The following is a 25384-nucleotide window of genomic DNA, read 5'->3' as shown; positions in this document are numbered from 1 at the left end:
ATTTGCGAATGAGGAAGCTCGCCACGACCGTCGACCCCAGCGCCGACGGCTTCGCGACGAACGAGAAGGTCAACCGCGCCCTCGTCGAGGAGCTGCGCCAGCGGGCTGGCGAGGCGGCGCTGGGCGGGCCCAAGGCCTCGCGCGACCGCCACGAGAGCCGCGGCAAGCTGTTGCCGCGCGACCGGGTGATGCGCCTGCTCGATCCCGGCGCGCCGTTCCTGGAGGTCGGCCAGCTCGCCGCCTTCGGCATGCACGACGACGAGGCCCCCGCGGCCGGCATCATCACCGGCATCGGCCGCGTCTCCGGCCGCGAGGTGATGATCGTCGCCAACGACGCCACGGTGAAGGGCGGCGCCTACTACCCGATCACGGTGAAGAAGCACCTGCGGGCCCAGGAGATCGCCCTGCAGAACCGCCTGCCGTGCGTCTATCTGGTGGACAGCGGCGGCGCGAACCTGCCGCACCAGGCCGAGGTCTTCCCCGACCGCGAGCACTTCGGCCGCATCTTCTACAACCAGGCGCGGATGAGCGCCGAGGGCATCGCCCAGATCGCCTGCGTGATGGGCTCCTGCACCGCCGGCGGCGCCTACGTCCCGGCGATGAGCGACGAGACCGTCATCGTGAAGGGCCAGGGGACGATCTTCCTCGGCGGCCCGCCGCTGGTGAAGGCCGCGACCGGCGAGGTCATCTCGGCGGAGGAGCTCGGCGGCGCCGACACCCACGGCCGCCGCTCCGGCGTGGTCGACCACGTGGCGAACGACGACGAGCACGCGCTCTCGATCGTCCGCTCGATCGTCGCCAACCTGAACACCGTGAAGCGCGTCGACCTCGACCTCGCCGAGGCCCGGCCGCCGGCCTACGATCCGGAAGAGCTCTACGGCATCGTGCCGACCGACGTGCGCGCGCCCTACGAGGTGCGCGAGGTGATCGCCCGGATCGTCGACGGCTCGGAGTTCCACGAGTTCAAGCCGCTCTACGGCACCACCCTGGTCACCGGCTTCGCGCGGATCTGGGGCTACCCGGTGGCGATCCTCGCCAACAGCGGCGTCCTCTTTTCCGAGAGCGCGCTGAAGGGCGCCCACTTCATCGAGCTCGCCTGCCAGCGGAAGATCCCGCTCGTCTTCCTGCAGAACATCTCGGGCTTCATGGTCGGCGGCAAGTACGAGGCCGGCGGCATCGCCAAGGACGGCGCCAAGCTGGTCACCGCCGTCGCCAGCGCCAATGTGCCGAAGTTCACCGTCCTGATCGGCGGCTCGTTCGGGGCCGGCAACTACGGCATGTGCGGCCGGGCCTATTCGCCGCGCTTCCTGTGGACCTGGCCCAACAGCCGCATCTCGGTGATGGGCGGCGAGCAGGCCGCCTCGGTGCTGGCGACCGTGCACCGCGACGCCGGCAAGTGGAGCCCCGAGGAGGAGGAAGCCTTCAAGGCGCCCGTCCGCCAGAAGTACGAGGACGAGGGCAATCCCTACTTCGCCACCGCGCGCCTGTGGGACGACGGGGTCATCGACCCGGCCCAGACCCGCGACGTGCTCGGCCTCTCCATCTCCGCCTCGCTGAACGCGCCGGTTCCCGAGACGCGCTTCGGCGTCTTCCGGATGTAGGTCGATGGGTCTGGGCGCTCCCGAACTCGACGCCGCCACCGCCGACGCCATCGCCGGCGAGATCGGCCGCGCCTCCAAGCACGCCCTGCCGCCAGGAACGCCCTGCCCCAACTGCGGCACGCCCCTGCAGGGACCCTGGTGCCATGCCTGCGGCCAGAAGGGCGAGGCGTTCCATCGCTCCATCTGGCATCTGGCCGCCGAGGCCGTCGAGGGCCTCACCCACTTCGACGGCCGCTTCTGGCAGACCCTGCCCCGGCTGTTCCTCAAGCCCGGCCAGCTGACCCGCGACTACCTCGACGGGCACCGGGCCTCGCAGATCCCGCCGTTCCGGCTGTTCCTCGTGGTGCTGCTGCTGGTGTTCTTCGCCGGCGGCCTGAACCTCGGCGCCTCGCACCAGAAGTTCAAGCTGGCGACGCTGGGCGACCCGCAGGTGCAGGCCAAGCTGACGCCCGAGCAGAAGGCCAACCTGGAGTCGGCGCTGGGCGAGAAGGCCACGCACCTCCAAGCCAAGGACATCAACCTCGACATCACGGCCGACAAGGGCACGAACGCCTACTGGACGGCCAAGGTGAAGCACGCCCTGGAAGACCCTGAGGCGCTGATGACCGCGGTGGAACAGTGGGGCCACCGCTTCGCGGTCCTGATGCTGCCGGTCGCCGCCCTGCTGCTGACGCTCGCCTTCGCCTTCAAGAAGGACGTCTACGTCTTCGACCACCTGATCTTCTCGATGCACTCCCTGTCGTTCCAGGGGCTGCTGGTGACGGCCGGCTTCCTGCTCGGCATGCTCACCGACGCGGCTTGGCAGATCCTGTGGCTGGCGCCGGTCCACCTCTTCTTCCACATGCGCGGCACCTACCGCAGCGGCGTCGTCGGGACGCTGGCGCGCATGACCTTCCTGTTCTTCGGCTCCTCCGTCGCCGTCGCCGTCCTCATCGGCGCCCTGGTGATGGTGGGCCTGGCGACCATGCACTGAGGACCCAAGACCGCGATGTTCAAATCCCTGCTGGTCGCCAACCGCGGCGAGATCGCCGTCCGCGTCTTCGCCACCGCGCGCCGCCTCGGGCTCTCCACGGTGGCCGTCTATTCGGAGGCCGACGCCGAGGCCCTGCACGTGCGTGAGGCCGACGCGGCGGTCTGCATCGGCCCGGCCGCGGCGCGCGAGAGCTACCTCGTCCCGGAGAAGATCATCGCCGCGGCGAAAGCCGCCGGCGCGGAGGCGATCCATCCGGGCTACGGCTTCCTGTCGGAGAACGTCGAATTCGCCGAGGCGGTGACCGCCGCGGGCCTGATCTGGGTCGGTCCGCCGCCTGCCGCGATCCGCGCCATGGGCCTGAAGGACGCCGCCAAGGCGCTGATGGACAAGGCCGGGGTGCCGGTGACGCCGGGCTATCTCGGTGAGGACCAGAGCCCGGAGACGCTCGCCCGCGAGGCCGCCCGCATCGGCTTCCCGGTGCTGATCAAGGCGGTGGCCGGCGGCGGCGGCAAGGGCATGCGCCGGGTCGACCGCGCCGAGGACTTCGCCGACGCGCTGACGAGCGCCCGCCGAGAGGCCAAGGCCGCCTTCGGCGACGACCGCGTGCTGCTGGAGACCTATGTCACCCGGCCGCGCCACATCGAGGTCCAGGTGTTCGCCGACAGCACCGGCGAGACTGTCCACCTGTTCGAGCGCGACTGCTCGCTGCAGCGCCGCCACCAGAAGGTCATCGAGGAGGCGCCCGCGCCCGGCATGGACGAGGCGACCCGCGCCGCCGTCACCGCCGCGGCGGTCAAGGCCGCCCAGGCCGTGGGCTATGTGGGGGCCGGCACCGTCGAGTTCATCGCCGACGCCAGCGAGGGCCTGAAGCCGGACCGCATCTGGTTCATGGAGATGAACACCCGCCTGCAGGTGGAGCATCCGGTCACCGAGATGGTCACCGGCCTCGACCTCGTGGAATGGCAGCTGCGCGTCGCCGCCGGCGAGCCCCTGCCCCTGCGCCAGGACGAGATCCGCCTGACCGGCCATGCGGTGGAGGCCCGCCTCTACGCCGAGGCCACCGCCGGCGGAAAGTTCCTGCCGTCCACCGGCCGGCTCGAGCACTTCCGCCTGCCGGTCAGCGTGCGCGTCGATCCGGGCGTGGAGGAGGAGGGCGAGGTCACCCCCTTCTACGATCCGATGATCGCCAAGCTGATCGCCTACGCCCCGACCCGCGAGGGCGCGATCACCGAGCTCTGCGAGGCCTGCGACGAGGTCGAGGTGTTCCCGGTGAAGACCAACGCCGGCTTCCTCGGCCGCTGCCTCGAGAGCCCGGACTTCATCGCCGGCGACGTCGACACCGGCTTCATCGAACGCAACCTCGACACCCTCACCGCCGAGCCGGAGCCCAGCGCCGCGGCCCTGTCCGCCGCGGCCGGCGGGGCCATGCTGGCGGTCGAGGACGCGGTGGCCGAACCCCAGCCCTCGCCCTGGCGCGAGCTCGCCGGCTTCCGCCTGAACGCCGAGCCGGCCAACGCCGTGCGCCTGTTCCTGAACGGCCGCTCGGTCATGGCCAGGGCGGCGGAGGACCTGCAGCCGCGTTCGGTCCTGATCACCGACGACAACCACATCGTGGTCTTCGAGGCCGGCGAGGCCTTCGCCTTCTCCGACCATCCGCCGAGCGCCGATGCGGCCGAGGGCGGCGACGGCGAGGCCCAGGTCCGCGCGCCCATGCCGGGCAAGGTCACCGCGGTGCAGGTCAAGGCCGGCGATCAGGTGACCAAGGGCCAGACCCTGCTCACCCTCGAAGCCATGAAGATGGAATACGCCCTCGCCGCCCCGTTCGACGGCAAGGTCGCCGAGCTTTCGGCGGCGGTCGGCGCCCAGGTGGTGGAAGGCGCCGTCCTGGCGGTGCTGGAGAGCGCCTAGCCCTCGCGGGCTGCCGGGTTTAGCGTCGGCTCATGAGCCCGCGGTTCACGCCCGAGCAGATCGACGCCTGGCGCCGCGACGGCGGCGTGCTGGTGGAGGCCTTCTTCACGCCCGAGGAGGTGGCCGCCGTGCAGGCCGACTTCGGCCGGGTGTTCGGCGACGCCGCCGGCGCGGACCAGCCGCTGGTGAAGACCGCCGACGGCCAGGGCGGCGCCTTCCACGCGGCCCAGTTCAGGAACCTGGACTCCATCCCGTTCGACGGCTGCCACGCCCTGAACCTGATCGGCCTGCATCCGGCGCTGATCGCCTTCGCCCGCGCGGCCCTGGGCGTCGAGGAGGTCTACCTCTACCAGTGCCAGGCCTGGGCCAAGTACACCGGCGCGGCCGACTACGATCAGCCCTTCCACTGCGATTACCTCAACCACACCCTCGTCGCGCCGTCGGAGGACACCACCCGCAACACCTGCACGGTGATGTGCTACTTCAGCGACGTGACCGAGGGCCACGGGCCCATGCACTATGTGCCCCGGCCGCTGAGCGAGCCCATCGCCCCGCCCGAGGCCACCATCGGCGGCCCGCCGGAAGTCGCCGAGCTGCATCGCCGCCTCGCGCCCCACGCCCGCTCCACGGCCGGGCCGGCCGGATCGATCTTCCCCTACAGCATCGACCTCTATCACCGCGGCACGAACCTGACCGCGCCGGGCGGCGTGCGCTATGCGGTGACCGCCTGCTTCAAGCGGGCCGGCGACGATTCCATCGCCTTCACCGCCTGGCCCTTCCATCACATGAAGCCCTGGGGGCAGCTCTTCGCCCGCGCCACGGCCGACCAGCTGGCCTGCCTGGGCGTGCCCCGCCCGGGGGACCCGTTCTGGACGGAGACGACCCTCGCCCGCGCGCAGCGGCGCTATCCCGACTGGGATCTGGCGCCCTACCGCGCGGCGCTCCTCGCCAGCGCCTAGCCGGCGACGATCCCGGTGTCGTGCAGCCGCGCGATCTCGGCGGACGACAGCTTCAGCACCTCGGCCAGGACCTCATCGGTATGTTGGCCGAGCGAGGGCGCGGGAGCCACCGGCTTGCGGGTCTCCTGCGGGATGGTGCCCATCGCGCCGGGGATCGGATAGGTCAGGCCGCTCGGCTGGCGCACCGCCTCGAACAGCGGATTGTCCTTGTAAAGCCGGCGGTCCTCGAGGGCGGCCTCCAGCGACTGGTAGGCGCCCCAGGTGACGCCGCCGGCGTCGAAGGCCGGCGTCAACTCCGCCGCGGTCCTGGCGGCGAAGGCCTTCTCGAACAGCGGATAGATCCGCGCGCGATGGGTGAAGCGCAGCCCCTCGTCCACCGCGAAGGAGACGCCGAGCTCGCCCTCCAGGGCGGCGATCTCCCCGGAGATGCCGAGCGCCTCCAGGGCCTTCGACCACTGCTTGGGCGTGATCGCCAGCAGCATCAGCTTCTGGCCGTCCTTGGTGACGAAGTCGCGGCCGAAGGCGCCGAAGATGTCGTTGCCCATCCGCGGGCGCTGATGACCGGTCTGCATGGTCTCGGCGACGAAGCCGAGGTTGGCCATGGTCGCCGCAGCGATGTCGGACAGCGGGGCGCGGATCTCGCGGCCCTTGCCGTCCCGGTGACGCGCGATCAGGGCCGCGGCCAGGGTGAAGGCGCAGTAGGCGCCGGTGAGGAGGTCCCAAGCGGCCAGCACATGGTTGACCGGCCGCGGATCGTCGGCGGGCCCGGTCATCTGCGGCAGGCCGAGGGCGGCGTTGATCGTGTAGTCCATGCCCTGGGAACCGTCGGCCCAGCCCATGACGCGCACGCAGATGAGGTCGGGCCGGCGCTTGGCCAGCAGGTCGTAGGACAGGAAGCCGTCGACCGGGAAGTTGGTGACGAACAGCCCGCCGTCCTGCCCCGGGCCCTCGCCCGGCGCGGTGGCCAGGGCCTGGGCGATCTCGCGCCCCTCGGGCCGGGTGAGGTCGAGGGCGATCGACTTCTTGCCCTTGTTCAGCCCCTCCCAGTAGAGGCTCTTGCCGTTGTCGGCGAGCGGCCAGCGGCGGAAGTCGGGCCCGCCGCCGATGTTGTCGAAACGGATCACCTCGGCGCCCATCTGGGCGAGGTAGAGACCGCAGGTGGGCGCGGCCACGAAGGCCGAGCCTTCGACCACGCGAAGGCCTTTGAGCAGATCGTACATGCGGCGGTCCTTAAGCGGCCTGTCCCAAGGTCAGGCGAGGTGGGTCACGCCACCAGCTTGCCCACCTCCTCGACCTCCCCTGGCGTCAGCTTCCAGGCGGCGGTCGCGGCGTTGGCGCGGATCTGTTCCGGGCTCGTGGCGCCGGCGATCACCGAGGAGACCACCGGGTGGCCGAGCAGCCAGGCGAAGGCCAGTTCGAGGATCGTGTGGCCGCGCGCCTCGGCCCAGTCGGTGAGCGTCTCGACCTTGTCGAAGTTCTTGTCGTTGAGGGCCGCCGCGCCGCGCGCGCCCCAGGCCGCCAGACGGCTGCCCTCCGGCGGCGCCTCCCCGCGCCGGTACTTGCCCGACAGCAGCCCCGAGCCCAGCGGGAAGAACGGCAGGAAGCCGAGGCCGAATCGCTCGCAGGCCGGCAGCACCTCGTGCTCCACCTTGCGGTCGAGCAGGGAGTACTGGTTCTGGGCCGAGACGAACGGCGTCCGATGCGCCGTCCTCGCCTGCCAGTCCGCGTCGGCGATCTGCCAGCCGGCGAAATTGGAATTGCCGAGGTAGCGGACCTTGCCCTGGCTCACGAGGTCGTCGAGCGCGCGCAGGGTTTCCTCGACCGGCGTTTCGGCGTCCGGCTGGTGGAATTGGTAAAGATCGATGTAGTCGGTGCCGAGCCGGCGCAGGCTGTCCTCCACCGCGGTCATGATCCAGCGCCGCGAGCCGCCCTTCTTGGCGTCGTCGTCGCCGATGCGCATGCCGAACTTGGTGGCCAGCACCACCTGGTGGCGGCGCTTGCCGAGCGCCCTGCCGAGGAACTCCTCCGACTTCGTGCCGCCGTAGATGTCGGCGGTGTCGAACAGGGTGATCCCCGCCTCGATGGCCGCGTCGACCACCGCCTGGGTCTGCTGCGCGTCGATGCGCATGCCGAAGTTGTTGCAGCCCAGGCCGACCGCGCTGACCTTCAGGCCCGAGGCCCCGAGACGCCGCAGCTCCATGATCCGTCCCCTCACCTTTGTTGATTGGCTGACGCGACCCTAGTCCGATCGTCCGCTCCCGCGCCAGCGCGAGCGGCGCGCCAGACCCCGCGCCCTTCAGAATGGTTGCCGGCTGTTCACCGCGTTTGTTGGCGATATCGCAAGGCGGCGGCCGGTAACCCTATGAAGCACCTCAAAGTTTCCGCGGGCTTTGCCATATGCGCATGATCACCATCGTCAGTCTCGGCGCCTCGGCCGTGCTGGGCCTCGGCGCCCTGGTCGTCGCCAAGACCGTGCTGCCGAACGTGGCCGCCGCCAAGGCCGGCGTCGCCGCCTCGCCGGCCTCGGCCGGGGTGGCGATCGTGGTCGCCTCCAAGGACATCAAGTACGGCGACAAGCTCGACGCCAGCATGCTGACGATCGTCAAGGCGCCGGCCGAGGTCGCGCCCGTCGGCGCCTTCTCGACCATCCAGCAGGTCCTGTCGCAGGATCATGGCGGCGCGCCGGTGGCGCTGCAGCCGATCGCCGTGCGCGAGGCCCTGCTGCCCGCCAAGCTCTCCGGTCCGGGCGCCCGTCCCTCGGTCGCCGCCGAGGTCGCCGAGGGCATGCGCGCCTATACGATCAAGGTGACGGACGTCACCGGCGCCGGCGGCCATGCCCTGCCGGGCGACCACGTCGACGTCGTGCTGATGCGCGACCTGACGCCGACCGCCCAGAACCGCACCTACGTCTCCGACGTGGTGATCCAGAACATCCGCGTCCTCGGCGTCGACCTCAACGCCGACCTCGCCTCGAGCAAGGCCGCCGAGCCGAAGAACGTCACCCTCGAGGTGTCGGTGGAGGACGCCCAGAAGCTGTCCATCGCCGCCACCCTCGGCACGCTGTCCATCGCCCTGCGCCGCACCGGCGAGGCCGACGTGCAGCAGACCCGGATGATGGCGACGCCGGCCTTCCTGTCCAACGCCGGCGGCCTGCCCGCGTCCGGCGGCGTTCGCCGCGTGGTGAGCCGTGGCGGCGGGGTCTATCGCGGCCCAGGCCTGATCACCGTCGTCGAATATTCCGGCAAGGGCCGCGCCGCGGCTCCGGCGCCTGCGCCGGCCGCCCCCGCCCCTGCCGCCCCGTCCGCGCCGGCTAACGAAAAGCCCGCGGCCTGACCCCGATGCGGAGTTCGAAGCTTATGAAGCGTTCCCTGATCGGCTCCCCCCTGATCGGAGCCTTGGCCGGCGCGCTCGCCCTCTCGAGCCTGCACGTCGCCCCGGCGCAAGCCGCCACCCCGATGTCGGCCGAGCCAGCGGTCAGCCGCCGGATCACGGTGGCCAAGGACAAGACCCTGGCCTTCCGCCTCGCCGAGCCGGCGTCGAGGATCGTCGTCGCCCAGAGCGACATCGCCCAGGTGGTGCCCACCTCCGACCGCACCTTCTATGTGCGCGGCAAGGAGATCGGCTCGACGAACCTCCTGGTCTACGGCCCCGGCGGCCGGGTCGACCAGGTGATCGACGTCGACGTCGCCTATGACGCAAGCGGGCTGCAGGACGCCCTCGGCATGGCCTTCCCGGGCGAGCGGATCCAGGTCCGCAACGCCGGCCAGGGCCTGCTGCTCACCGGCCAGGTCTCCTCGACCGGCGTCGCCACCCGCGCGGGCGCCATCGCCGAACAGGCCGCCAAGGGCTTCGTGATCAACAACCTGACGGCGCGCGCCTCGCAGGAGGTGATCCTCGAGGTCCGGGTGCTGGAAGCCTCGCGCTCGGTGCTGCACGACATGGGCGTCACCGCCGACATCCACAACAACTCGTTCCAGTTCCTGACCACCCGCGGCCTCGTCGGCTCCGACGGTCCGAACGGCGTGCTCGGCCTGTTCGGCGGGGTCGGCAAGACCACCATCGACGTCGCCCTCGAGGCGCTCGAGAACAAGGGCCTGGTGCACACCCTGGCGCGGCCGAACCTCGTCGCCATCTCCGGCGAGAAGGCCTCGTTCCTGGCCGGCGGCGAGTATCCCTTCCCCGTGCCGCAGAGCGCCAACGGCAGCTCGACCACCATCACCATCGAGTTCCGCGAATACGGCGTGAAGCTCGACTTCCGCCCGGTGGTCCAGGACAACGGCCTGATCCGCCTGGAGGTCGCGCCGGAGGTCAGCCAGCTCGACCCGACCAACTCCCTGCGTATCAACGGCTACACCGTGCCGGGCCTGATCACCCGCCGCACCTCGACCACCGTCGAGCTGCGCGACGGCGCCGCCCTGGCCATCGGCGGCCTCTTCCAGCGCAACTACCAGAACAACATCAGCCAGGTGCCGGGCATCGGCGACATCCCGGTCCTCGGAGCCCTGTTCCGCTCGACCCGCTGGCAGAACAACGAGACCGAGCTGGTCATCATCGTGACCCCGCGGATGGCCACGCCGGCCGACTTCGCGGCGGCCCGGACGGCCTCGGTCAACGCGACCGAGCCCACGGTCCGCGACATGCTCCTGCGCGGCGACAACCTCGGCAAGGCGCCGCCCGCGCCCGCTCCGGCTCCCGTGCCGGCCCCGGCGCCTGCGCCGCTCGCCGCCGCCGTCCCCGCGCCGGTCTCGGCTCCCCTGGCGCCCACGAAGGGAACCCGCTGATGGCGCTGCTCGGATCCAAGGGCCGACAGAGCCCCGCGGGCGGGCTCGCCGGGCGCCGTGTGCTGGCGCTGGGAGCCTCGCTCGCCGAGCTGGCCGCGGAGCCCCTGGCCGGGGCCGAAGTCACCTCCGCCGGCGTCGAGGCCCTGGAGGGCCTGAGCCTGGCCGCCTGCGACCTGGTGCTGATCGACGCCGACGCCTGGGAGGCCGCCGCCCTCGCGGGCGCGGTCAAGACCCTGGCCGGCGCCAAGGCGCCGCCGCCTGTCCTGATGGTGGGCGAGAGCCTGCCCGCCGGTCTGGTGCGCAACCTCCTGCGCCTGGAACACGCCGATATCCTCGAGGCGCCGTTCTCGCCCGACCAGCTGGCTGCGGCGATCACCGGCCTGATGACCAACCTCGCCGCCGCAGCGGCCGCGCCCGCCGGCCCGGCCAGCGCCTCGCGCGTCTGGGCGGTGACGGGCGCGGTGGGCGGCGCGGGCGCCACCACCATCGCCGTCGAGATCGCCACCGCGCTCTCCGAGCGCCCGGGCAAGGAACGGGTCTGCCTGATCGACCTGAACTTCGCCGACGGCGCGGCCGCCGCCTATCTCGGCGCGACGCCGACCATGCGCCTGGCCGAGTTCGCGGCCAGCGCCGAGCGCATCGACCAGTCCGTGCTGCAGGCGTTCGTGACGCCGATCTCCGAGCGCTTCGACCTCCTGGCCCATCCGCGTGATCCGGGCGCCTTCGACCTCGCCTCGCGCGAGGCCGTCCTGCGCGTGCTGGAGATCGCCTGCGAGACCTACGACTGGGTGGTGCTGGACATGCCGCGCCACCGCCGCGCCTGGACCCTCGACGCGCTCGCCGGCTCCGACGAGGTGGTGGTGATCTCCGAGCTCACCGTGCCCGCCCTGCTCGCCGCCCGCGCCCTCTCCGACGAGATCGAGGACGGGCTCGGCACGGGCCTGAAGCCGCGCATCGTGCTGAACCGCCTGGCCAGCCGCATGTTCGGTCCCGCGCCGTCCATGGCCGAGGCCGAGCGCGCCCTGCAGCGCAAGGCCCTGGCCGGCATCTCGTCCGACTGGGAGGCGGCCGCGGCCTCGGCCAACCTGGGCGGTCCGATCGCCCAGCACCGGCCCAAGTCGAAGATCGTCAAGGACGTCCAGACCCTGGTCGAGAAGCTCGCCTCCGAGCCGGCCCGGCGCGACGGTCCGGTCACCATGAAAGGCGCCGCCTGATGGGTCGCTTCAGCCTGAGCCGCAAGGTCGAGACGCCGGCCCCGCAGCCGGCCCCCGCCCCCGAGCCGCCCAAGCCCGCGCCCGCCGCGCCCGTCGCCGCCGCCAAGGCCGAGCCGCGCCCCGCCCGGCCGGCGCCGCCCGCGCCGAAGTCGCCGCAGGCCCAGCAGATCGACATGCGCATGAAGCTGCATGCGCGCCTGATCGACGAGCTCGACCTGTCCAAGCTGGAGAAGCTCGACGAGAGCGAGCTGCGCCGCCAGGTGATGAACCTCGTGGCCGACTTCGCTCGCGCCGAGCGCCTGGCGCTGAACACCGCCGAGCTCGACGAGCTGGGCGCCTCGATCTACGACGAGATGGTCGGCCTGGGCCCGATCGAGCCGCTGCTCAAGGACGAGTCCGTCAGCGACATCCTGATCAACGGCCCCTACCAGGTCTATGTGGAGCGGCGCGGCGAGCTGGAGCTCACGCCGGTCCACTTCCGCGACAACGACCACCTGCTGCGGATCATCAACCGCATCGTCTCCGGCGTCGGCCGCCGGATCGACGAGAGCCAGCCGATGGTCGACGCCCGCCTGCCCGACGGCAGCCGCGTCAACGCCGCCATCCCGCCGATCGCCATCGACGGCGGCTCGGTCTCGATCCGTAAGTTCTCCAAGAGCCCGCTGAGCCTGGAGCGCCTGGTGGAATTCCAGGCCATGCCGATGTGCGTGGCCGACTTCCTGCACGGGGCGGTGAAGGCGCGCGTCTCGACCGTCATCTCCGGCGGCACCGGCTCGGGCAAGACCACCCTGCTCAACGCCCTCTCGGCCGCCATCAGTCCCGGCGAGCGCCTGATCACCATCGAGGACGCCGCCGAGCTGCAGCTCCAGCAGCCGCACGTGGTGCGCATGGAGACCCGGCCGCCGAACATCGAAGGCAAGGGCGAGATCCGCCAGCGCGAGCTGGTCAAGAACGCCCTGCGGATGCGTCCCGACCGCGTGATCCTGGGCGAGGTCCGTTCGGAAGAAGCCTTCGACATGCTGCAGGCCATGAACACGGGCCACGAAGGCTCCATGGCCACCATCCACGCCAACAACCCGCGCGAGGCCATCGGCCGCCTCGAGCAGATGATCGCCATGGGCGGCATGAACCTCAGCCCCGACGCCATGCGCAGCCAGATCGCCTCGGCGGTCGGCATGGTGGTGCAGGTCAACCGCCTGTCGGACGGCAAGCGGAAGGTGACCCACGTCACCGAGATCGTCGGCATGGAGGGCCAGGTGGTGCAGATGCAGGACATCTTCACCTTCAACCGCACCCACACCGATCCCGACGGCACGGTGCACGGCGAGTTCCGCGCCTCCGGCCTGCGACCCAAGTGCCTCGACGAGATGCTCCGACGGGGCATCGCCTTCGACGTCACCAACTTCGATCCCTCCAAGCCGCTGCCGGTGGGCTAAGCCATGGAAGCCGACTGGAAGACGCTGTTCATGGTCCTCGTAGGGGCGGCGGTTTTCACCGGCGCCCAGGCGGCCATCGGCCTGCTGACCACCGCCACCGAGCGCCGCAAGCTCACCCAGCGCCTCAAGGTCGCCGAGAAGGTCGACGGCCTGTCGGCGGTGATCCTCGAGCTGCGCAAGCAGCGCGGCCTCAACGCCAGTGGCGAGCGCGCCGGGCGCCTGCAGTGGCTGTCCGACCTGATCGTCGCCTCGGGCCTGCCCTACGACCAGAAGAAGTGGCTGACCTATGCGATCGCCGCCGCCGGCATCGCCGGGGCGGGCGGCTTCGTCCTGACCCACAATCCGCTGGCGATCCCGGTCGGCGCCGTGCTGGGCGGGGTCGCGATTCCGATCTTCTACCTGAAGTTCATGGCCGGCCGCCGGGCCAAGGCCCTGGGCTTCCAGCTGCCGCAGGCGCTCGAGATCATCGTCCGCAGCCTGGAGGCCGGTCACCCGGTGCCCACCGCCATCGCCCTGGTCGGCCGCGAGATGAGCGACCCGGTCGGTTCGGAGTTCGGCATGGCCGCCGACGAGATCGCCTACGGCGCGACGCTCGAGCAGGCCATCGCCCGCATGTCCGAGCGATGCCAGCATCCGGACGTCGACCTGTTCGCCGCCACCGTGCGCCTGCAGGAGCGGGCCGGCGGCAACCTGACCGGCCTTCTGAAACTCAACGCCGCCACGGTGCGCGATCGCCACAAGATGCGCCTGAAGATCAAGGCGGCCTCGGCCGAGGGCCGCGCCTCGGCCATGATCCTGACCTCGGCGCCGTTCGTCGCCTTCGGCCTGATCAACCTGACCAACCCGCACTTCTACGGCGACGTGAGCCACGAGCCGCTGGTGCGCTACGGCCTGATGGGCCTGCTCGTCTGGCTGGGCGTCGGCAACCTGGTCATGCGCAAGATGATCGACATGAGGCTCTGAAGACCATGGCGATGTCGCTCGAGAACCTCATCTACGCCGTCGGCCTGCTGCTGGTCGTCGGGGCCCTGGGGGGCGGCGCTTTCCTCGCCTTCGGCGAGCTGCGCCTGCGCTCGGCCCGGCGGGCGCGCTTCGCCGCCGCCGGCGGCGCGCCGACCGAGGTCAGCCGCGCCCCGACCAGCGGGGTCATCGCCGGCCAGGTGATGGCCGGGGTCCGCCGTCTCGGCCAGCAGAGCGCGGTACGCGACCCGGCCAAGCTGTCGCTGCTCCGCACCCGGCTGATGCAGGCCGGCTTCCACAACCGCGAGGCGCCGGTGATCTACCTCGGCGCCCGCGCCGCCACCCTGGTCATCGCCACGATCTGCGTCGTCCTCACCCTGCCGCTGATCGCCGGCGGCAAGGGCATGGGCGGCCTGCTGGTCGCCTTCCTGTTCGCCGGCGCCGCCATCTTCGGCCCGGACCAGGTGCTGAAGTCGCGCCGCACGGCGCGGGAGCGCGAATACGCCGACGGCTTCCCCGACCTGCTCGACCTGCTGGTCGCCAGCGTCGAGGCGGGCCTGTCGCTCGACGCCTCGGTAAGCCGGGTGACCGACGAACTCGTCCGCCGCTACCCGAACCTCACCGTGCACCTGCGTTTCCTGGTCCTGGAGCTGCGCGCCGGCCGCGCCCGCAAGGACGCCTGGTCCGCCTTCGCCGAGCGGCTCGGCATCGAGGACGCCCGCTCCCTGGCCACCATGCTGCGCCAGTCCGAGGAGATGGGCACGAGCCTCGGCGAGACCCTGTCGGTGTTCTCCCAGGACATGCGCTCCAAGCGGATGCTGAAGGCGGAAGAGAAGGCGCTCGCGCTCTCGGCCAAGCTGACCGTGCCGCTGATCATCTTCATCTTCCCGTGCCTTCTCGGCGCGCTGATGCTGCCGGCCGCCGCCCGCCTGGCGCACGTGTTCGGCAACGGATGAGAATTCAGGGGCGGCGGACCACCGTCTCGCCGCCCTTCATCACGAACACCGGCCGCTCCAGCACCGTGACGTCGGAGAGCGGATCTCCCTTCACGCCGACCATGTCGCCGAAGCGGCCGACGGCCACTTGGCCCACGTCGTGGCTCCACTCGCCGCCGAGCGCCTGGGACGCGTTGAGCGTGGCGGTCTGGATCGCCTGCAGCGGGCTCGCGCCATAGCGCACCATCACCGCGAACTGCCGGGCGTTCGTCCCGTGCGGATAGACGCCGGCGTCGGAGGAGAAGATCATCTTCACGCCGGCCTTCAGCGCCTTCCTGAAGTTCTGGCGCTGGATCTCGCCGATGTCGCGGTCCTTCTTCAGGTTCTCCGGCAGCACCCCGTTCTTGGCGCCCTCGGCCTGGGTGTAGTCGGTGTTGTAGATGTCCATCCCGAACCAGGCGCCCTTCTGGACGGCGAGGCGGATGCCCTCGTCGTCGACCAGGGAGACGTGCTCGATGGTGTCGACGCCGCCGAGGATGGCGGCCTTGATGCCCTCGGCGCCGTGGGCGTGGGCGGCGACCTTCATCCCCGTGCGGTGCGCCTCGTCGACGATCGCCTTGATCTCTTCGAGGGTGAGCTGCTGGGCGCCCGGCGTGTCGCCGTGGCTGAACACCCCGCCCGTGGCGCAGATCTTGATCACCGTCGCGCCGTACTTGTGCATCTGGCGGACCATCTGGCGGCCCTGGTCGGGGCTGTCGATCACCGAGGGCTCGCGCTGATTCATCGATGGCGGGAAGAAGGTCGAGTCGCAGTGACCGCCCGTGGAGCCGATGGCGTAGGCGGCCGCATCGATCCGCGGCCCCTCGATGAAGCCCTCGTCGATCGCCTGCCTCAGGCCCACGTCCTCGTAGTTCTCCGAGCCCACGTTGCGCACCGTGGTGAAGCCCGCCTCGAGCGTCGCCTTGGCGTGCCGGGTGGCGATGATCGGCCAGAAGCTGTCGGTGAACTGCAGGTAGTTGTAGCCGGAGTAGAGCGGCGAGGACGTCAGGTGGACGTGCATGTCGATCAGGCCCGGCAGCAGGGTCACGCCGGGCAGGTCGACCCGCTCCGCGCCGGCCGGCGCCGCATCGCCCTGATGACCGACCGCGGTGATCCGCGCGTCGGTGACGATGACCAGCGGCTTGTCGACGTACTTGCCGGTGGCCACATCCAGCAGCCGGTCGGCGGCGACCGCCACCGTCTTGGCCTCGGCCGCCCCGCTAGCCAGGCACGCAGCCACCCACCCGGCCGCAACCGCGGCCGCCACGCTCGACATCTTCATCGGGAACCCCCACGCGAACTCTACTGAAGCGCATGGCTTAGCACGCGCGCGCGAAGGTGACAGGGGGGCCGCCGTCCGCTATCGGGACGCCCGAAAGTTGGAGAGGGCCGCCACGTTGAGCGACGAGAAGCAAGAAGGCCAAGCTCAGGAAGGTCAGGGATGGGCCACGGCCAAGACCCTCGCCGAGGCCTTGCCCTACATCCAGACCTATGACCGCTCCACCGTGGTCATCAAGTACGGCGGCCACGCCATGGGCGAGGAGCAGGTCGCCAAGCTGTTCGCCGCCGACGCGGTGCTGCTCAAGATGCTGGGCGTCCATCCGGTGGTGGTCCACGGCGGCGGGCCGCAGATCTCCGCCTGGCTGGCCAAGGCGGGCGTGAAGTCGACCTTCGTCGACGGACTGCGGGTCACCGACGAGGCGACCATGGAGGTGGCCGAGATGGTCCTCTCCGGCGCGATCAACAAGGAGATCGCCTCCTGGATCACCCAGGCGGGCGCCGAGGCCGACGTGCGCGGCGTGGGCCTCTCGGGCAAGGACGCCCGGCTGATCACCGTCGAGAAGGTCCAGCGGACCAAGAAGGACCCGGACAGCGACGAGGAGCGTATCGTCGACCTCGGCTTCGTCGGCGAGCCCAAGAAGATCGACCCCAAGCTGATCCAGGCCCTGATCTACGCCGAGGAGGACTACATCCCGGTGGTCGCCCCGATCGGCGTCTCGGCGACCGGCGAGACCTACAACATCAACGCGGACACCGTGGCCGGCGCCCTGGCCGGCGCGCTCAACGCCAAGCGCATGCTGCTGCTGACCGATGTCGCCGGGGTGCTCGACAAGAACGGCGAGCTGATCCGCCAGCTGACCGTCGCCGAGGCCAAGAAGGCGATCGCCGACGGCGTCGCCACCGGCGGCATGATCCCCAAGCTCGAGACCGCCATCCACGCCGTCGAGGCGGGCGTCGAGGCGGTGGTCATCCTGGACGGCCGACGGCCCCACGCCATGCTGGTCGAGCTCTTCACCGAGCACGGGGCCGGAACGCTGATCTGCCGATGAGCGACCAGACCCCCGATCTGCGCCACGTGGACACCTGGCTCTTCGACCTGGACAACACTCTCTACCCGGTCGAGAGCGGCTTCATGCGCGAGATCGAGGGGCGGATGACGGCCTTCGTGGAGAAGGTCACCGGCCTGCCGCGGGACGAGGCCTACCGCCTCCAGAAGCAGTACCTGGCGGAGCACGGCCTGACGCTGCGCGGCCTGATGCTCAACCATGGCGTCGACCCGGCGGAATTCCACGCCCTGTTCCACGACATGTCGCTGGAGAGCCTGGCCCACGACCCGGCGCTGATCGCCGCCATCGCCCGCCTGCCCGGCCGGCGGCTGATCTTCACCAACGCCGACGACATCCACGCCCGTCGCGTGCTGGAGCGGCTGGGGCTGGCGTCGCTGTTCGACGACGTCTTCCACATCGGCTCCTTCGACTACACGCCCAAGCCCGATCCGGCCCCGTTCCGGCGGATGAGCGCCGAGCATGGCGTCGAGCCCGCCGCCGCCGCCTTCTTCGAGGACAGCGAGCGCAACCTGGCGCCCGCCGCGGACCTCGGCATGACCACCGTGCTGGTGGGCCCGCACGCGCCCGCCTCCACCGCCCCCTTCGTGCACCACCGGACCGACAAGCTCGCGCCGTTCCTCAGCGGCGCGCGGCTCAAGCAAGCCGCCTGAACGAAAGCATCTCCATGGACGACCTGAAGCGCATCATCGAAGCCGCCTGGGAAAACCGCGACGCGATCAACACCGCCACCAAGGGCGAGGTGCGCGAGGCCGTGCTCGAGACCATCGAGCGGCTCGACTCCGGCGCGCTGCGGGTCGCTTCGCGCGGCGACGACGGCGTCTGGACCACCCACCAATGGGCCAAGCAGGCGATCCTGCTGTTCTTCCGCCTCACCCCCAACGCCCTGGTCGAGGCCGACGCGCCCGGCCCCTACTGGGACAAGGTCCCGCTGAAGTTCACCGGTTGGGACGCCGGGCGCTTCGACGCGGCCGGCTTCCGCGCCGTCCCGGGCTGCGTGGTCCGCAAGGGCGCCTTCATCGCCAAGGGCGTGGTGATGACGCCCTCCTTCGTCAACATCGGCGCCTACGTCGGCGAAGGGACGATGGTCGACACCTGGGCCACGGTCGGCTCCTGCGCCCAGATCGGCAGGAACGTGCACCTCTCGGGCGGCGCCGGCATCGGCGGGGTGCTCGAGCCGCTGCAGGCCAACCCGACCATCATCGAGGACAACTGCTTCATCGGCGCCCGCTCCGAGGTAGCCGAGGGCGTCATCGTCCGCGAGGGCAGCGTGCTCTCCATGGGCGTCTACCTGACGTCCACGACTCCGATCGTGAACCGCCGCACCGGCGAGGTGACCACCGGCGAGGTGCCCCCCTATTCGGTGATCATGTCCGGCTCGCGCCCGAACCCCGTCGATCCCGCCCTGCCCGGCACCTACTGCGCGGTGATCATGAAGACGGTCGACGAGCGCACCCGCTCCAAGACCTCCATCAACGAGCTGCTCAGGGACTGAGGTCCTACTCCCCTTTCGGAGAAGGGGGGCTACTTCGCCGGATAGGGCGTGCCGTCCCGGTGCAGGTAGAGGTCGGTGGCGGGATCGGTCAGCATGTCGAGGTCGGGATAGTCGCAGGCGTCCTCGGCCGGCCGGCGCGAGCCCACCTCCAGCAGCACGGCCTCGCGGTCGGACCGGTTCTGCAGGTGGTGGCCGTCCGGCGCGCCCGCCGGGAAGGCCGCGCAGTCGCCGGCCCGCAGCACCTGTTCGCCGTCGTCGGTGACCAGCACCACCTCGCCCTCGACGATCCAGACGAACTCGTCCTCGTGGGTGTGCCAGTGGCGCTGGCTCGACCACTGGCCCGGCGGCAGCCGCATCAGGTTGACGCCGAACTGGCTGAGCCCGCCCGCGTCGCCGAGCTGCCAGCGCCGCCGCCCGCGGCAGGGCTCGTCGTAGGGCGGCGGATATGCCGTGCCGAACCGGGTCGGCGCCTTGTCGATGTCGATCTTGGGCATGGGCCCCTCATGCTCTAGGAAGAGCCCTACTTATGAACTCGAAGGCAAAGGTTCGAGCTTGATCGACGCCGTCGACCTCACGCGGGAGCTGATCCGCAAGCCGTCCGTCACCCCGGCCGACGCCGGGGCCATGGACCTGGTGGAAACGACGCTCAAGAGCCTCGGCTTTTCCTGCCGCCGCATGCGGTTCGGCCAGATCGAGAACCTCTACGCCCGCTATGGGACCGCCCGCCCCAACCTCTGTTTCGCCGGCCACACCGACGTGGTGCCGGTGGGCGACACGGCCGCCTGGTCCAAGGACGCCTTCGCCGCCGACGTGACCGACGGGGTGCTGATCGGCCGGGGCGCGGTGGACATGAAGAGCGCCATCGCAGCCTTCGCCGCCGCCGCCGCCAAAGCCATCTCCGCGGGCCAGGTGAAGGGCTCGCTCTCCTTCCTGATCACGGGCGACGAGGAGGGCGTGGCCCTCGACGGGACGAAGAAGGTGGTGGAGGCCCTCGCCGCCGAGGGCGAGGTCATCGACCACTGCGTGGTCGGGGAGCCGACTTCCTCGGAGACCTTCGGTGACATGGTCAAGGTCGGACGGCGCGGGTCGATCAACGCCGAGATCGAGGTCACCGGCATCCAGGGCCACGTGGCTTATCCACAGCGCGCCGCCAACCCGGCCCGCGTGCTGATCCCGATCCTGGCGGCCCTGCAGGCGCGAGTGCTGGACGAGGGCTATCCGGAGTTCCAGCCCTCGAACCTCGAGGTCACCTGGATCGACATGCCCAACAGCGCGACCAACGTCATCCCGGCCGCGGCGCGGGCCCGTCTCAACATCCGCTTCAACCCGAACCACACCGGCCAGGCCCTGGCCGACTGGATCGCCGCAGAAGCGGGCAAGGCGGCCGAAGGGACCCGCTGCCAGGTCAAGGTCGTGCCGCAGATCAGCGGCGAGGCCTTCCTCACCGAACCCGGCCCGTTCACCGATGTGGTCGCCGCCGCCGTGCGCGACGTCTCCGGCCGCGATCCGGAGCTCTCCACCTCCGGCGGCACCTCCGACGCCCGCTTCATCCGCGCCCTCTGCCCGGTGGTGGAGCTGGGCCTCGTCGGCAAGACCATGCACCAGGTGGACGAGCGCGCCCCGGTCGCCGAGATCCAGATGCTCCAGGCCGTCTACGAGCGCCTGATCGAGCGGTATTTCGCGGCGTTCGGCGGTTGAAGATGCTCCCCTTAGGGGGAGCTGTCGCGAAGCGACTGAGGGGGTTGAAGGGCAGGGCGTCAGGCGCTCGCGGGCTTCAACCCCCTCCGGCCCTCCGGGCCACCTCCCCCTGAAGGGGAGGACCTCAGTCCCCGTACCCCACCCCCATCAGATAGAGCCCCTCGGCGGGAGCCACGGGCCCGCAGGCGCGGCGGTCGCGCGCTTCCAGCGCCGTCTTCAGATCCTCGGCCGTCCAGCGGCCGACGCCGACCTCGGCCAGAGTGCCGGTCATCGACCGGACCTGCCGGTGCAGGAAGGAGCGAGAGGCGAACTCCAGGAGCACCTCGTCGCCCTCGCGGCGCACGGCGGCGAGGTCCAGCGTCTTCATCGGCGACTTCGCCTGGCACTGCAGGTCGCGGAAGGTGGTGAAGTCGTGGTGGCCGACGAGGGCCTGGGCGGCCGCGTGCATCGCGGCCGCGTCGAGCGGCTTCTTGACGTGCCAGACGCGGCCCTGGTCGAGCGCCGGCGGGCTGCGGCGGTTGAGGATCCGGTAGAGGTAGCGCCGCTCGGTGGCCGAGAAGCGGGCGTGCCAACCCTCCGGCGCCACCTGCGCGGACAGGATGGCGATCGGCTCGGGCACGAGGTGGGCGTTCAGCGCATCGCGCACCACGTCCGGCCGCCACTCCTTTTCGAGGTCGACGTGGACCACCTGGCCACTGGCGTGCACGCCGGTGTCGGTGCGCCCCGCCGCCTGGAGGCGCAGCGCCTGGCCGCAGAACGCCTTCACCGCCCGCTCGATGGAGGCCTGCACCGAGGGCAGCGCGCCCTGCGCCTGGAAGCCGTGATAGGGCCGGCCGTCGTACTCGACGAGGAGGCGGTAGCGGGGCATCAGGAAAGCTTCGTCCCGGGCGCCACGGCCTGGCCCCGCAGGAAGACCTCGGCGTCCTGCGCGCCGCGTCCCTCGCGCTGGACCTTCAGGAGGCGCACTGCGCCCTCGCCGCAGGCCACCAGCAGGCGCTCGTCGAGCACCTCGCCCGGCACGCCCTCGGCGTCCTCGAAGGTCGAGAGCAGCACCTTGACCCGCACAGGCCCCTTGTCCGTCGGCAGCTCGAACCAGGCGCCGGGATAGGGCGAGAGGCCGCGGATCCTGGCGTCCACCTCGCGGCCGGGCCTCACCCACTCGATGCGCGCCTCCCTGGGCCGGATCTTCTTGGCGTAGGTGACGCCCTCGGCCGCCTGCGGCGTCTCGGTCGCCTCCCCGCGCGCGATCAACGGCAGGGTGCGGACGAGCAGCTCCGCGCCGGCCTCAGCCATGCGGTCGTGGACGGTCTGGGCGGTGTCGAGCGGGCCGATGCGCAGGGTCTCGGTCGCGATGATCGGCCCCTCGTCGAGACCCTCGCTCATGCGCATCACCTGAACGCCGGTCACTGGATCGCCGGCCATCACGGCGCGCTGGATCGGCGCGGCGCCCCGCCAGCGCGGCAGCAGCGAGCCGTGCAGGTTGAAGGCGCCCAGGCGCGGCGCCTCCAGCACCTCGCGCGGAAGGATCTGGCCGAACGCCACCACCACCGCGGCCTCGAGGTCCAGCGCCTGGAAAGCGGCGATCTCGGCGGGGTCGCGCATGGAGGCGGGGGTGCGCACGGGGATGCCCTGGCTCTCGGCGTAGGCGTGGACCGGCGAGGGCTTCAGCTCGTGCCCGCGGCCGCGCGGGGCCGGCGGTTGGGAATAGACGCAGGCCACCTCGAAGCCCGCCTCCACGAGGCGCTTGAGCGAGGCGACGGCGAAGTCGGGGGTGCCGAGGAAGGCGAGGCGCATGGCGGCCATGTAGCGGTCCGCGCGGTCCCGTGCAAAATCGGCGACGGAACCGCCGGCCAAGCTTGGCAGTTAGAAGCCCGACCTCAGGAGGCGCTGCATGACCACCTCGAACCGGACCCTGATCACCGCCGCCGTGCTGGGACTCGTCTTCGCCGTCGCCGGCTGCAGCAAGGCCGACCAGCAGAAGACCAACACCGAGGCGAGCGCCACGGCGGCCGACGTCAAGTCCAGCGCCTCCAACGCCACCGAGGACGTGAAGACCGAAGCCAAGAAGCTCGGCGAGGATGTCAAGGAAAGCGCCAAGAAGAGCGGCAACGACCTGAAGGCGATCGCCAAGGACCCGGAAGTCAAGAAGGCCGCCGACGAGCTGAAGGGCTCGCTGAAGGACCTCGGCCACGCCGTGAAGGATGCGTCCAAGAAGGACAAGACCGACAGCGCGTCGAATACGAGCGAGGCGAAGAAATAGTCCGCCCTAGGCGGCCCGGACGAGCTTCTTGACCTTCTTCACCGCCTGCTCGCGCTTCAGCCGCGACAGGTGGTCGATGAAGAGCACGCCCTTGAGGTGGTCCATCTCGTGCTGGATGCAGACGGCGAAGAGGCCCTCGGCGTCCTCCTCCACCTGTTCGCCCTGGTAGTTGAGGTAACGCAGCTTCACCCGCGCCGGCCGCTCGACCTCCTCGTAGATCTCCGGGATCGACAGGCAGCCCTCCTCATAGGGGGCGGTGTCCTCGGACTCCCAGATGATCTCCGGGTTCACGAAGTAGCGCGGCTGCTTGTCCTCGCCCTCGCGGGCCAGGTCCATGACGATCACCTGCTTGGGCACGCCGATCTGGATGGCGGCGAGGCCGATGCCGGGGGCGTCGTACATGGTCTCCAGCATGTCATCCATGAGCGCGCGCAGCGCGTCGTCGACCTTCTCCACAGGCTCGGAGACCTGCTTGAGGACGGGGTTCGGCACGACAAGGATTTCGCGGATGGCCATGGCGAGCGAGGTAGGGGGCCTAATCCCGAGCGTCAAGGTGGGACATCGCCACCCTAGCCTTCTTCGCCGGCCACCAGCCGCACCTGCGGCGACTCGCCCTTGGAAAGCTTGGTGATCGGGCGCACGGCGCTCTCCAGCGCCTCCAGCTGCGGCACTTCCTTGCCCTCGTGGTCGACCTTCAGGTCCTCGAAGCGGCGGGCCTGGGTCAGCACCTGGGTTTCCAGCGAGCCGACGAACTGGTTGTAGCGGCTCACCGCCGCCTCCAGCGCCTTGCCCACCGAGCTGGCGTGGCCGCCCATCACGGCGATGCGCTTGTAGAGCTCCCGCCCGAGGTCGGCGATCTTGCGCGCGTTGGCCGCCTGCTCCTCGACCCGCCAGCCGTAGGCCACCGCCTTGCACAGGGCGAAGAGCGTCGAGGGGGTGACGATCACCACCCGCTTGTCCATCGCCTCCGTCATCAGGTCGGGCGCGTGGTCGAGGGCCGCCGCCAGGATCGAATCCCCAGGGATGAACATGGCGACGAAGTCCGGCGAGTGCTCGAACTGATCCCAGTAGGCCTTGGCCGAGAGGCCCTGGATGTGGCTGCGCACGCTCTGCACGTGGCGGCCGAGTGCGGCGGCGCGGCCGGCCTCGTCGGCCGCCTCCTGCAGCTCGAGGAAGGCGTTCAGCGAGCACTTGGCGTCGATCACGAACACCGCCCCGCCGGGCAGGCGCACGGTGACGTCGGGCCGTCGGCGCCCCTCGTCCGTGTCCGTGGAGGTCTGCTCCTCGAAGTCGTAGCGATGCGACAGACCCGCCGCCTCCAGCACGTTGCGCAGGGTCTGCTCGCCCCAGCGGCCCTGGACGCCCGCCCCGCGGCGAAGGGCGGCCGAGAGCTTGCGCGCCTCGTCCTGGGTGGCCGTCGAGGCCTGCAGCAGGGCTGCGATCTGCTCCTTAAGGCCGCCGGTCTCTTCCGCGCGGACCTTCTCCACGGCGGCGAGCTGCTCCTGGTACTTCTGCAGGGTCTCGGCGACCGGCTTGAGCTGCGCCTCCAGCTTGGCCTGCACGAGCTGCTCGCGGTTGTGCAGCACCTCCTCGTTGCGCTTCAGGATCGCCTCGGCGACGCTCTCGGCCGAGCGGGCGGCCTGGTCGCGCACCAGCACGGCCTGTTCTTCCAGCAGGGCCACCCGCGCCTCGGCGGTGGCGGCGCGCAGCCGCTCCTTGAAGGCCCACAGGACACCGCCCAGCGCCGCAGCGCCTGCGAGGATGGCGACGATGAGGATCGCGTTCATGGGTTGTTCTTACCGCGAACGCCGAGTCGCCGCCAGCACGGCGCTTCAGATACGCGGCGTCAGGCCGGACGCCTCGCGCGCATGGCCTGGGCGATGGTGCCATCGTCTAGCCAGTCGAGCTCGCCGCCGACCGGCACGCCGCGGGCCAGCATGGTCACCTGGACATTGGCGTTGGCCAGCCGGTCGGCGAGGTAGTGGGCCGTGGTCTGGCCGTCGACCGTCGCCGGCAGGGCCAGGATCACCTCGCGCACGCCCTCCTCGGCGGCGCGGGCGACCAGCGGGCCGATGCGCAGCGCCTCCGGCCCCACCCCATCGAGGGCCGAGAGCAGCCCGCCAAGGACGTGGTAGCGGCCGCGGAAGGCGCCCGCCCGCTCCATGGCCCACAGGGCCCCCACCTCCTCGACCACGCAGATCAGCGCGCCGTCGCGGCCTGGGTCGGCGCAGATGGCGCAGGGGTCCTGGGTGTCGAGCGAGCCGCAGACCGAGCAGGTCTTCACCCGCGCGGCGGCTTCGTTGAGCGCGTCAGCCAGGGGATTGAGCAGCTGCTCGCGCCGCTTCAGCAGCGCCAGGGCCGCACGCCGCGCCGACCGCGGGCCGAGGCCCGGCAGCCTGGAGAGCAGGCCGATCAGCCGCTCGATCTCGGGTCCGGCGGAGGCGGCCAAGCGCGGGTCAGAACAGTTTCGGCATGCCGGGCATGCCGGCGAGCGGTCCGGCCGCCTGTTTCATCAGCTCGGCCTGGGCGGCGTCCAGCTTGCGCTTGGCGTCGGCGTGGGCGGCGATCACCAGGTCGGCCACCACCTCGCCCTCGCCGGGCGCCATCAGGCTTTCGTCGAGGTCCACCTTGGCGAGCTCGCCCGAGCCCTTCAGCACCACCTTGACCATGCCGCCGCCCGAGGTCCCTTCGACCTCCAGCTCGGCGATCCTCGCTTGGGCCTCGGCCAGCTTCTGCTGCATGGCCTGAGCCTGCTTCATCAGGGAGCCTAGGTCCTTCAC

The 25384-nt window shown here is 70.9% G+C and carries 25 protein-coding genes; 15 read left to right on the top strand and 10 right to left on the bottom strand.

Annotated elements, in window-relative coordinates:
* Positions 1 to 8 precede the first annotated feature (8 nt).
* Genes DJ017_RS05320 through DJ017_RS05305 form a run of 4 tightly spaced genes read left to right on the top strand, consistent with a single transcriptional unit; the run spans position 9 to position 5441 of the window.
* Positions 9 to 1601, top strand: a complete 1593-nt coding sequence (locus DJ017_RS05320; protein WP_111527732.1) for a carboxyl transferase domain-containing protein — start codon at positions 9 to 11, stop codon at positions 1599 to 1601.
* A gap of 4 nt (positions 1602 to 1605) precedes the next feature.
* A complete protein-coding gene (locus tag DJ017_RS05315; RefSeq protein ID WP_111527731.1) occupies positions 1606 to 2574 on the top strand; it encodes a DUF3667 domain-containing protein in 969 nt (322 codons plus the stop codon).
* A 15-nt stretch (positions 2575 to 2589) separates the two neighbouring features.
* On the top strand, positions 2590 to 4482 hold the full coding sequence (locus DJ017_RS05310) for an acetyl/propionyl/methylcrotonyl-CoA carboxylase subunit alpha (RefSeq protein ID WP_111527730.1): 1893 nt from the start codon (positions 2590 to 2592) through the stop codon (positions 4480 to 4482).
* A gap of 32 nt (positions 4483 to 4514) precedes the next feature.
* Positions 4515 to 5441, top strand: coding sequence for a phytanoyl-CoA dioxygenase family protein (locus tag DJ017_RS05305; RefSeq protein WP_111527729.1), 927 nt, complete (start codon positions 4515 to 4517; stop codon positions 5439 to 5441).
* Here the strand turns inward: DJ017_RS05305 and DJ017_RS05300 are convergent.
* Complete coding sequence (locus tag DJ017_RS05300) at positions 5438 to 6661, bottom strand: CoA transferase (protein ID WP_111527728.1); 1224 nt, start codon at positions 6659 to 6661, stop codon at positions 5438 to 5440. The genes DJ017_RS05305 and DJ017_RS05300 overlap by 4 nt on opposite strands.
* A 44-nt stretch (positions 6662 to 6705) precedes the next feature.
* Complete coding sequence (locus DJ017_RS05295) at positions 6706 to 7641, bottom strand: aldo/keto reductase (RefSeq protein WP_111527727.1); 936 nt, start codon at positions 7639 to 7641, stop codon at positions 6706 to 6708.
* Positions 7642 to 7844: 203 nt separating this feature from the next.
* On the opposite strand from DJ017_RS05295, the gene cpaB reads away from it, so the two are divergent.
* From cpaB to DJ017_RS05265, 6 genes are read left to right on the top strand one after another with little or no spacing between them, the layout of a single operon-like run.
* Positions 7845 to 8774, top strand: a complete 930-nt coding sequence (gene cpaB, locus DJ017_RS05290; RefSeq protein ID WP_165830530.1) for a Flp pilus assembly protein CpaB — start codon at positions 7845 to 7847, stop codon at positions 8772 to 8774.
* Between the two features lie 23 nt (positions 8775 to 8797).
* The gene (locus DJ017_RS05285; RefSeq protein WP_165830529.1) at positions 8798 to 10222 is read left to right on the top strand and encodes a type II and III secretion system protein family protein; all 1425 of its coding nucleotides are present in this window, start codon (positions 8798 to 8800) and stop codon (positions 10220 to 10222) included.
* Complete coding sequence (locus DJ017_RS05280; RefSeq protein WP_111527724.1) at positions 10222 to 11436, top strand: AAA family ATPase; 1215 nt, start codon at positions 10222 to 10224, stop codon at positions 11434 to 11436. The genes DJ017_RS05285 and DJ017_RS05280 overlap by 1 nt, the downstream gene beginning before the upstream one ends.
* Entirely contained in the window at positions 11436 to 12872 is a 1437-nt protein-coding gene (locus tag DJ017_RS05275) for a CpaF family protein (RefSeq protein WP_111527723.1), read from the top strand. Before DJ017_RS05280 ends, DJ017_RS05275 begins: the two co-directional genes overlap by 1 nt.
* A gap of 3 nt (positions 12873 to 12875) precedes the next feature.
* Positions 12876 to 13835, top strand: coding sequence for a type II secretion system F family protein (locus tag DJ017_RS05270; RefSeq protein WP_111527722.1), 960 nt, complete (start codon positions 12876 to 12878; stop codon positions 13833 to 13835).
* 5 nt (positions 13836 to 13840) lie between these two features.
* Positions 13841 to 14788 carry a type II secretion system F family protein gene (locus DJ017_RS05265; RefSeq protein WP_227000029.1) on the top strand — a complete coding sequence of 316 codons (948 nt, stop codon included), beginning with the start codon at positions 13841 to 13843 and terminating at the stop codon, positions 14786 to 14788.
* Positions 14789 to 14792: 4 nt separating this feature from the next.
* Here DJ017_RS05265 and DJ017_RS05260 read toward each other — a convergent pair whose 3' ends face one another.
* Positions 14793 to 16088 carry a Xaa-Pro dipeptidase gene (locus DJ017_RS05260; protein WP_111527721.1) on the bottom strand — a complete coding sequence of 432 codons (1296 nt, stop codon included), beginning with the start codon at positions 16086 to 16088 and terminating at the stop codon, positions 14793 to 14795.
* A 115-nt stretch (positions 16089 to 16203) separates the two neighbouring features.
* Here DJ017_RS05260 and argB point away from each other — a divergent pair, with 115 nt between their 5' ends.
* The 3 genes from argB to dapD are packed head-to-tail and all read left to right on the top strand — an operon-like array spanning position 16204 to position 18646.
* Positions 16204 to 17136: an acetylglutamate kinase gene (argB, locus tag DJ017_RS05255; protein WP_111527720.1), complete on the top strand. Its 933-nt coding sequence runs from the start codon at positions 16204 to 16206 to the stop codon at positions 17134 to 17136.
* Positions 17133 to 17804: a pyrimidine 5'-nucleotidase gene (locus tag DJ017_RS05250; RefSeq protein WP_111527719.1), complete on the top strand. Its 672-nt coding sequence runs from the start codon at positions 17133 to 17135 to the stop codon at positions 17802 to 17804. The genes argB and DJ017_RS05250 overlap by 4 nt, the downstream gene beginning before the upstream one ends.
* Positions 17805 to 17818: 14 nt before the next feature.
* A complete protein-coding gene (dapD, locus tag DJ017_RS05245) occupies positions 17819 to 18646 on the top strand; it encodes a 2,3,4,5-tetrahydropyridine-2,6-dicarboxylate N-succinyltransferase (protein ID WP_111527718.1) in 828 nt (275 codons plus the stop codon).
* A gap of 29 nt (positions 18647 to 18675) precedes the next feature.
* On the opposite strand, the gene DJ017_RS05240 is transcribed toward dapD, so the two are convergent.
* On the bottom strand, positions 18676 to 19140 hold the full coding sequence (locus DJ017_RS05240; protein ID WP_111527717.1) for a cupin domain-containing protein: 465 nt from the start codon (positions 19138 to 19140) through the stop codon (positions 18676 to 18678).
* On the opposite strand from DJ017_RS05240, the gene dapE reads away from it, so the two are divergent.
* Positions 19139 to 20344, top strand: a complete 1206-nt coding sequence (dapE, locus tag DJ017_RS05235) for a succinyl-diaminopimelate desuccinylase (protein WP_111527716.1) — start codon at positions 19139 to 19141, stop codon at positions 20342 to 20344. The two genes, DJ017_RS05240 and dapE, sit on opposite strands and share 2 nt — an antisense overlap.
* Positions 20345 to 20468: 124 nt before the next feature.
* Here the strand turns inward: dapE and truA are convergent, their stop codons facing one another.
* Positions 20469 to 21212, bottom strand: a complete 744-nt coding sequence (truA, locus tag DJ017_RS05230; RefSeq protein ID WP_111527715.1) for a tRNA pseudouridine(38-40) synthase TruA — start codon at positions 21210 to 21212, stop codon at positions 20469 to 20471.
* Positions 21212 to 22138, bottom strand: a complete 927-nt coding sequence (gene fmt / locus DJ017_RS05225) for a methionyl-tRNA formyltransferase (protein WP_111529981.1) — start codon at positions 22136 to 22138, stop codon at positions 21212 to 21214. Before fmt ends, truA begins: the two co-directional genes overlap by 1 nt.
* Before the next feature lie 97 nt (positions 22139 to 22235).
* Between fmt and DJ017_RS05220 the strand changes: the two genes are divergently transcribed.
* Positions 22236 to 22604 carry a hypothetical protein gene (locus DJ017_RS05220; protein ID WP_111527714.1) on the top strand — a complete coding sequence of 123 codons (369 nt, stop codon included), beginning with the start codon at positions 22236 to 22238 and terminating at the stop codon, positions 22602 to 22604.
* A gap of 6 nt (positions 22605 to 22610) precedes the next feature.
* Here the strand turns inward: DJ017_RS05220 and def are convergent, their stop codons facing one another.
* Genes def through DJ017_RS05200 form a run of 4 tightly spaced genes read right to left on the bottom strand, consistent with a single transcriptional unit; the run spans position 22611 to position 25384 of the window.
* Complete coding sequence (def, locus tag DJ017_RS05215; protein ID WP_111527713.1) at positions 22611 to 23120, bottom strand: peptide deformylase; 510 nt, start codon at positions 23118 to 23120, stop codon at positions 22611 to 22613.
* A gap of 53 nt (positions 23121 to 23173) precedes the next feature.
* Positions 23174 to 24391, bottom strand: a complete 1218-nt coding sequence (locus DJ017_RS05210; RefSeq protein ID WP_111527712.1) for a DNA recombination protein RmuC — start codon at positions 24389 to 24391, stop codon at positions 23174 to 23176.
* Between the two features lie 59 nt (positions 24392 to 24450).
* Positions 24451 to 25053, bottom strand: a complete 603-nt coding sequence (recR, locus tag DJ017_RS05205; RefSeq protein WP_111527711.1) for a recombination mediator RecR — start codon at positions 25051 to 25053, stop codon at positions 24451 to 24453.
* 7 nt (positions 25054 to 25060) lie between these two features.
* A complete protein-coding gene (locus DJ017_RS05200; protein ID WP_111527710.1) occupies positions 25061 to 25384 on the bottom strand; it encodes a YbaB/EbfC family nucleoid-associated protein in 324 nt (107 codons plus the stop codon).

Origin of the sequence: Phenylobacterium soli (assembly GCF_003254475.1) — a bacterium.
Lineage (GTDB): Bacteria > Pseudomonadota > Alphaproteobacteria > Caulobacterales > Caulobacteraceae > Phenylobacterium > Phenylobacterium soli.
The sequence above is the reverse complement of the archived record's forward strand: the minus strand, read 5'-3'. Positions and strand labels throughout refer to the sequence as shown.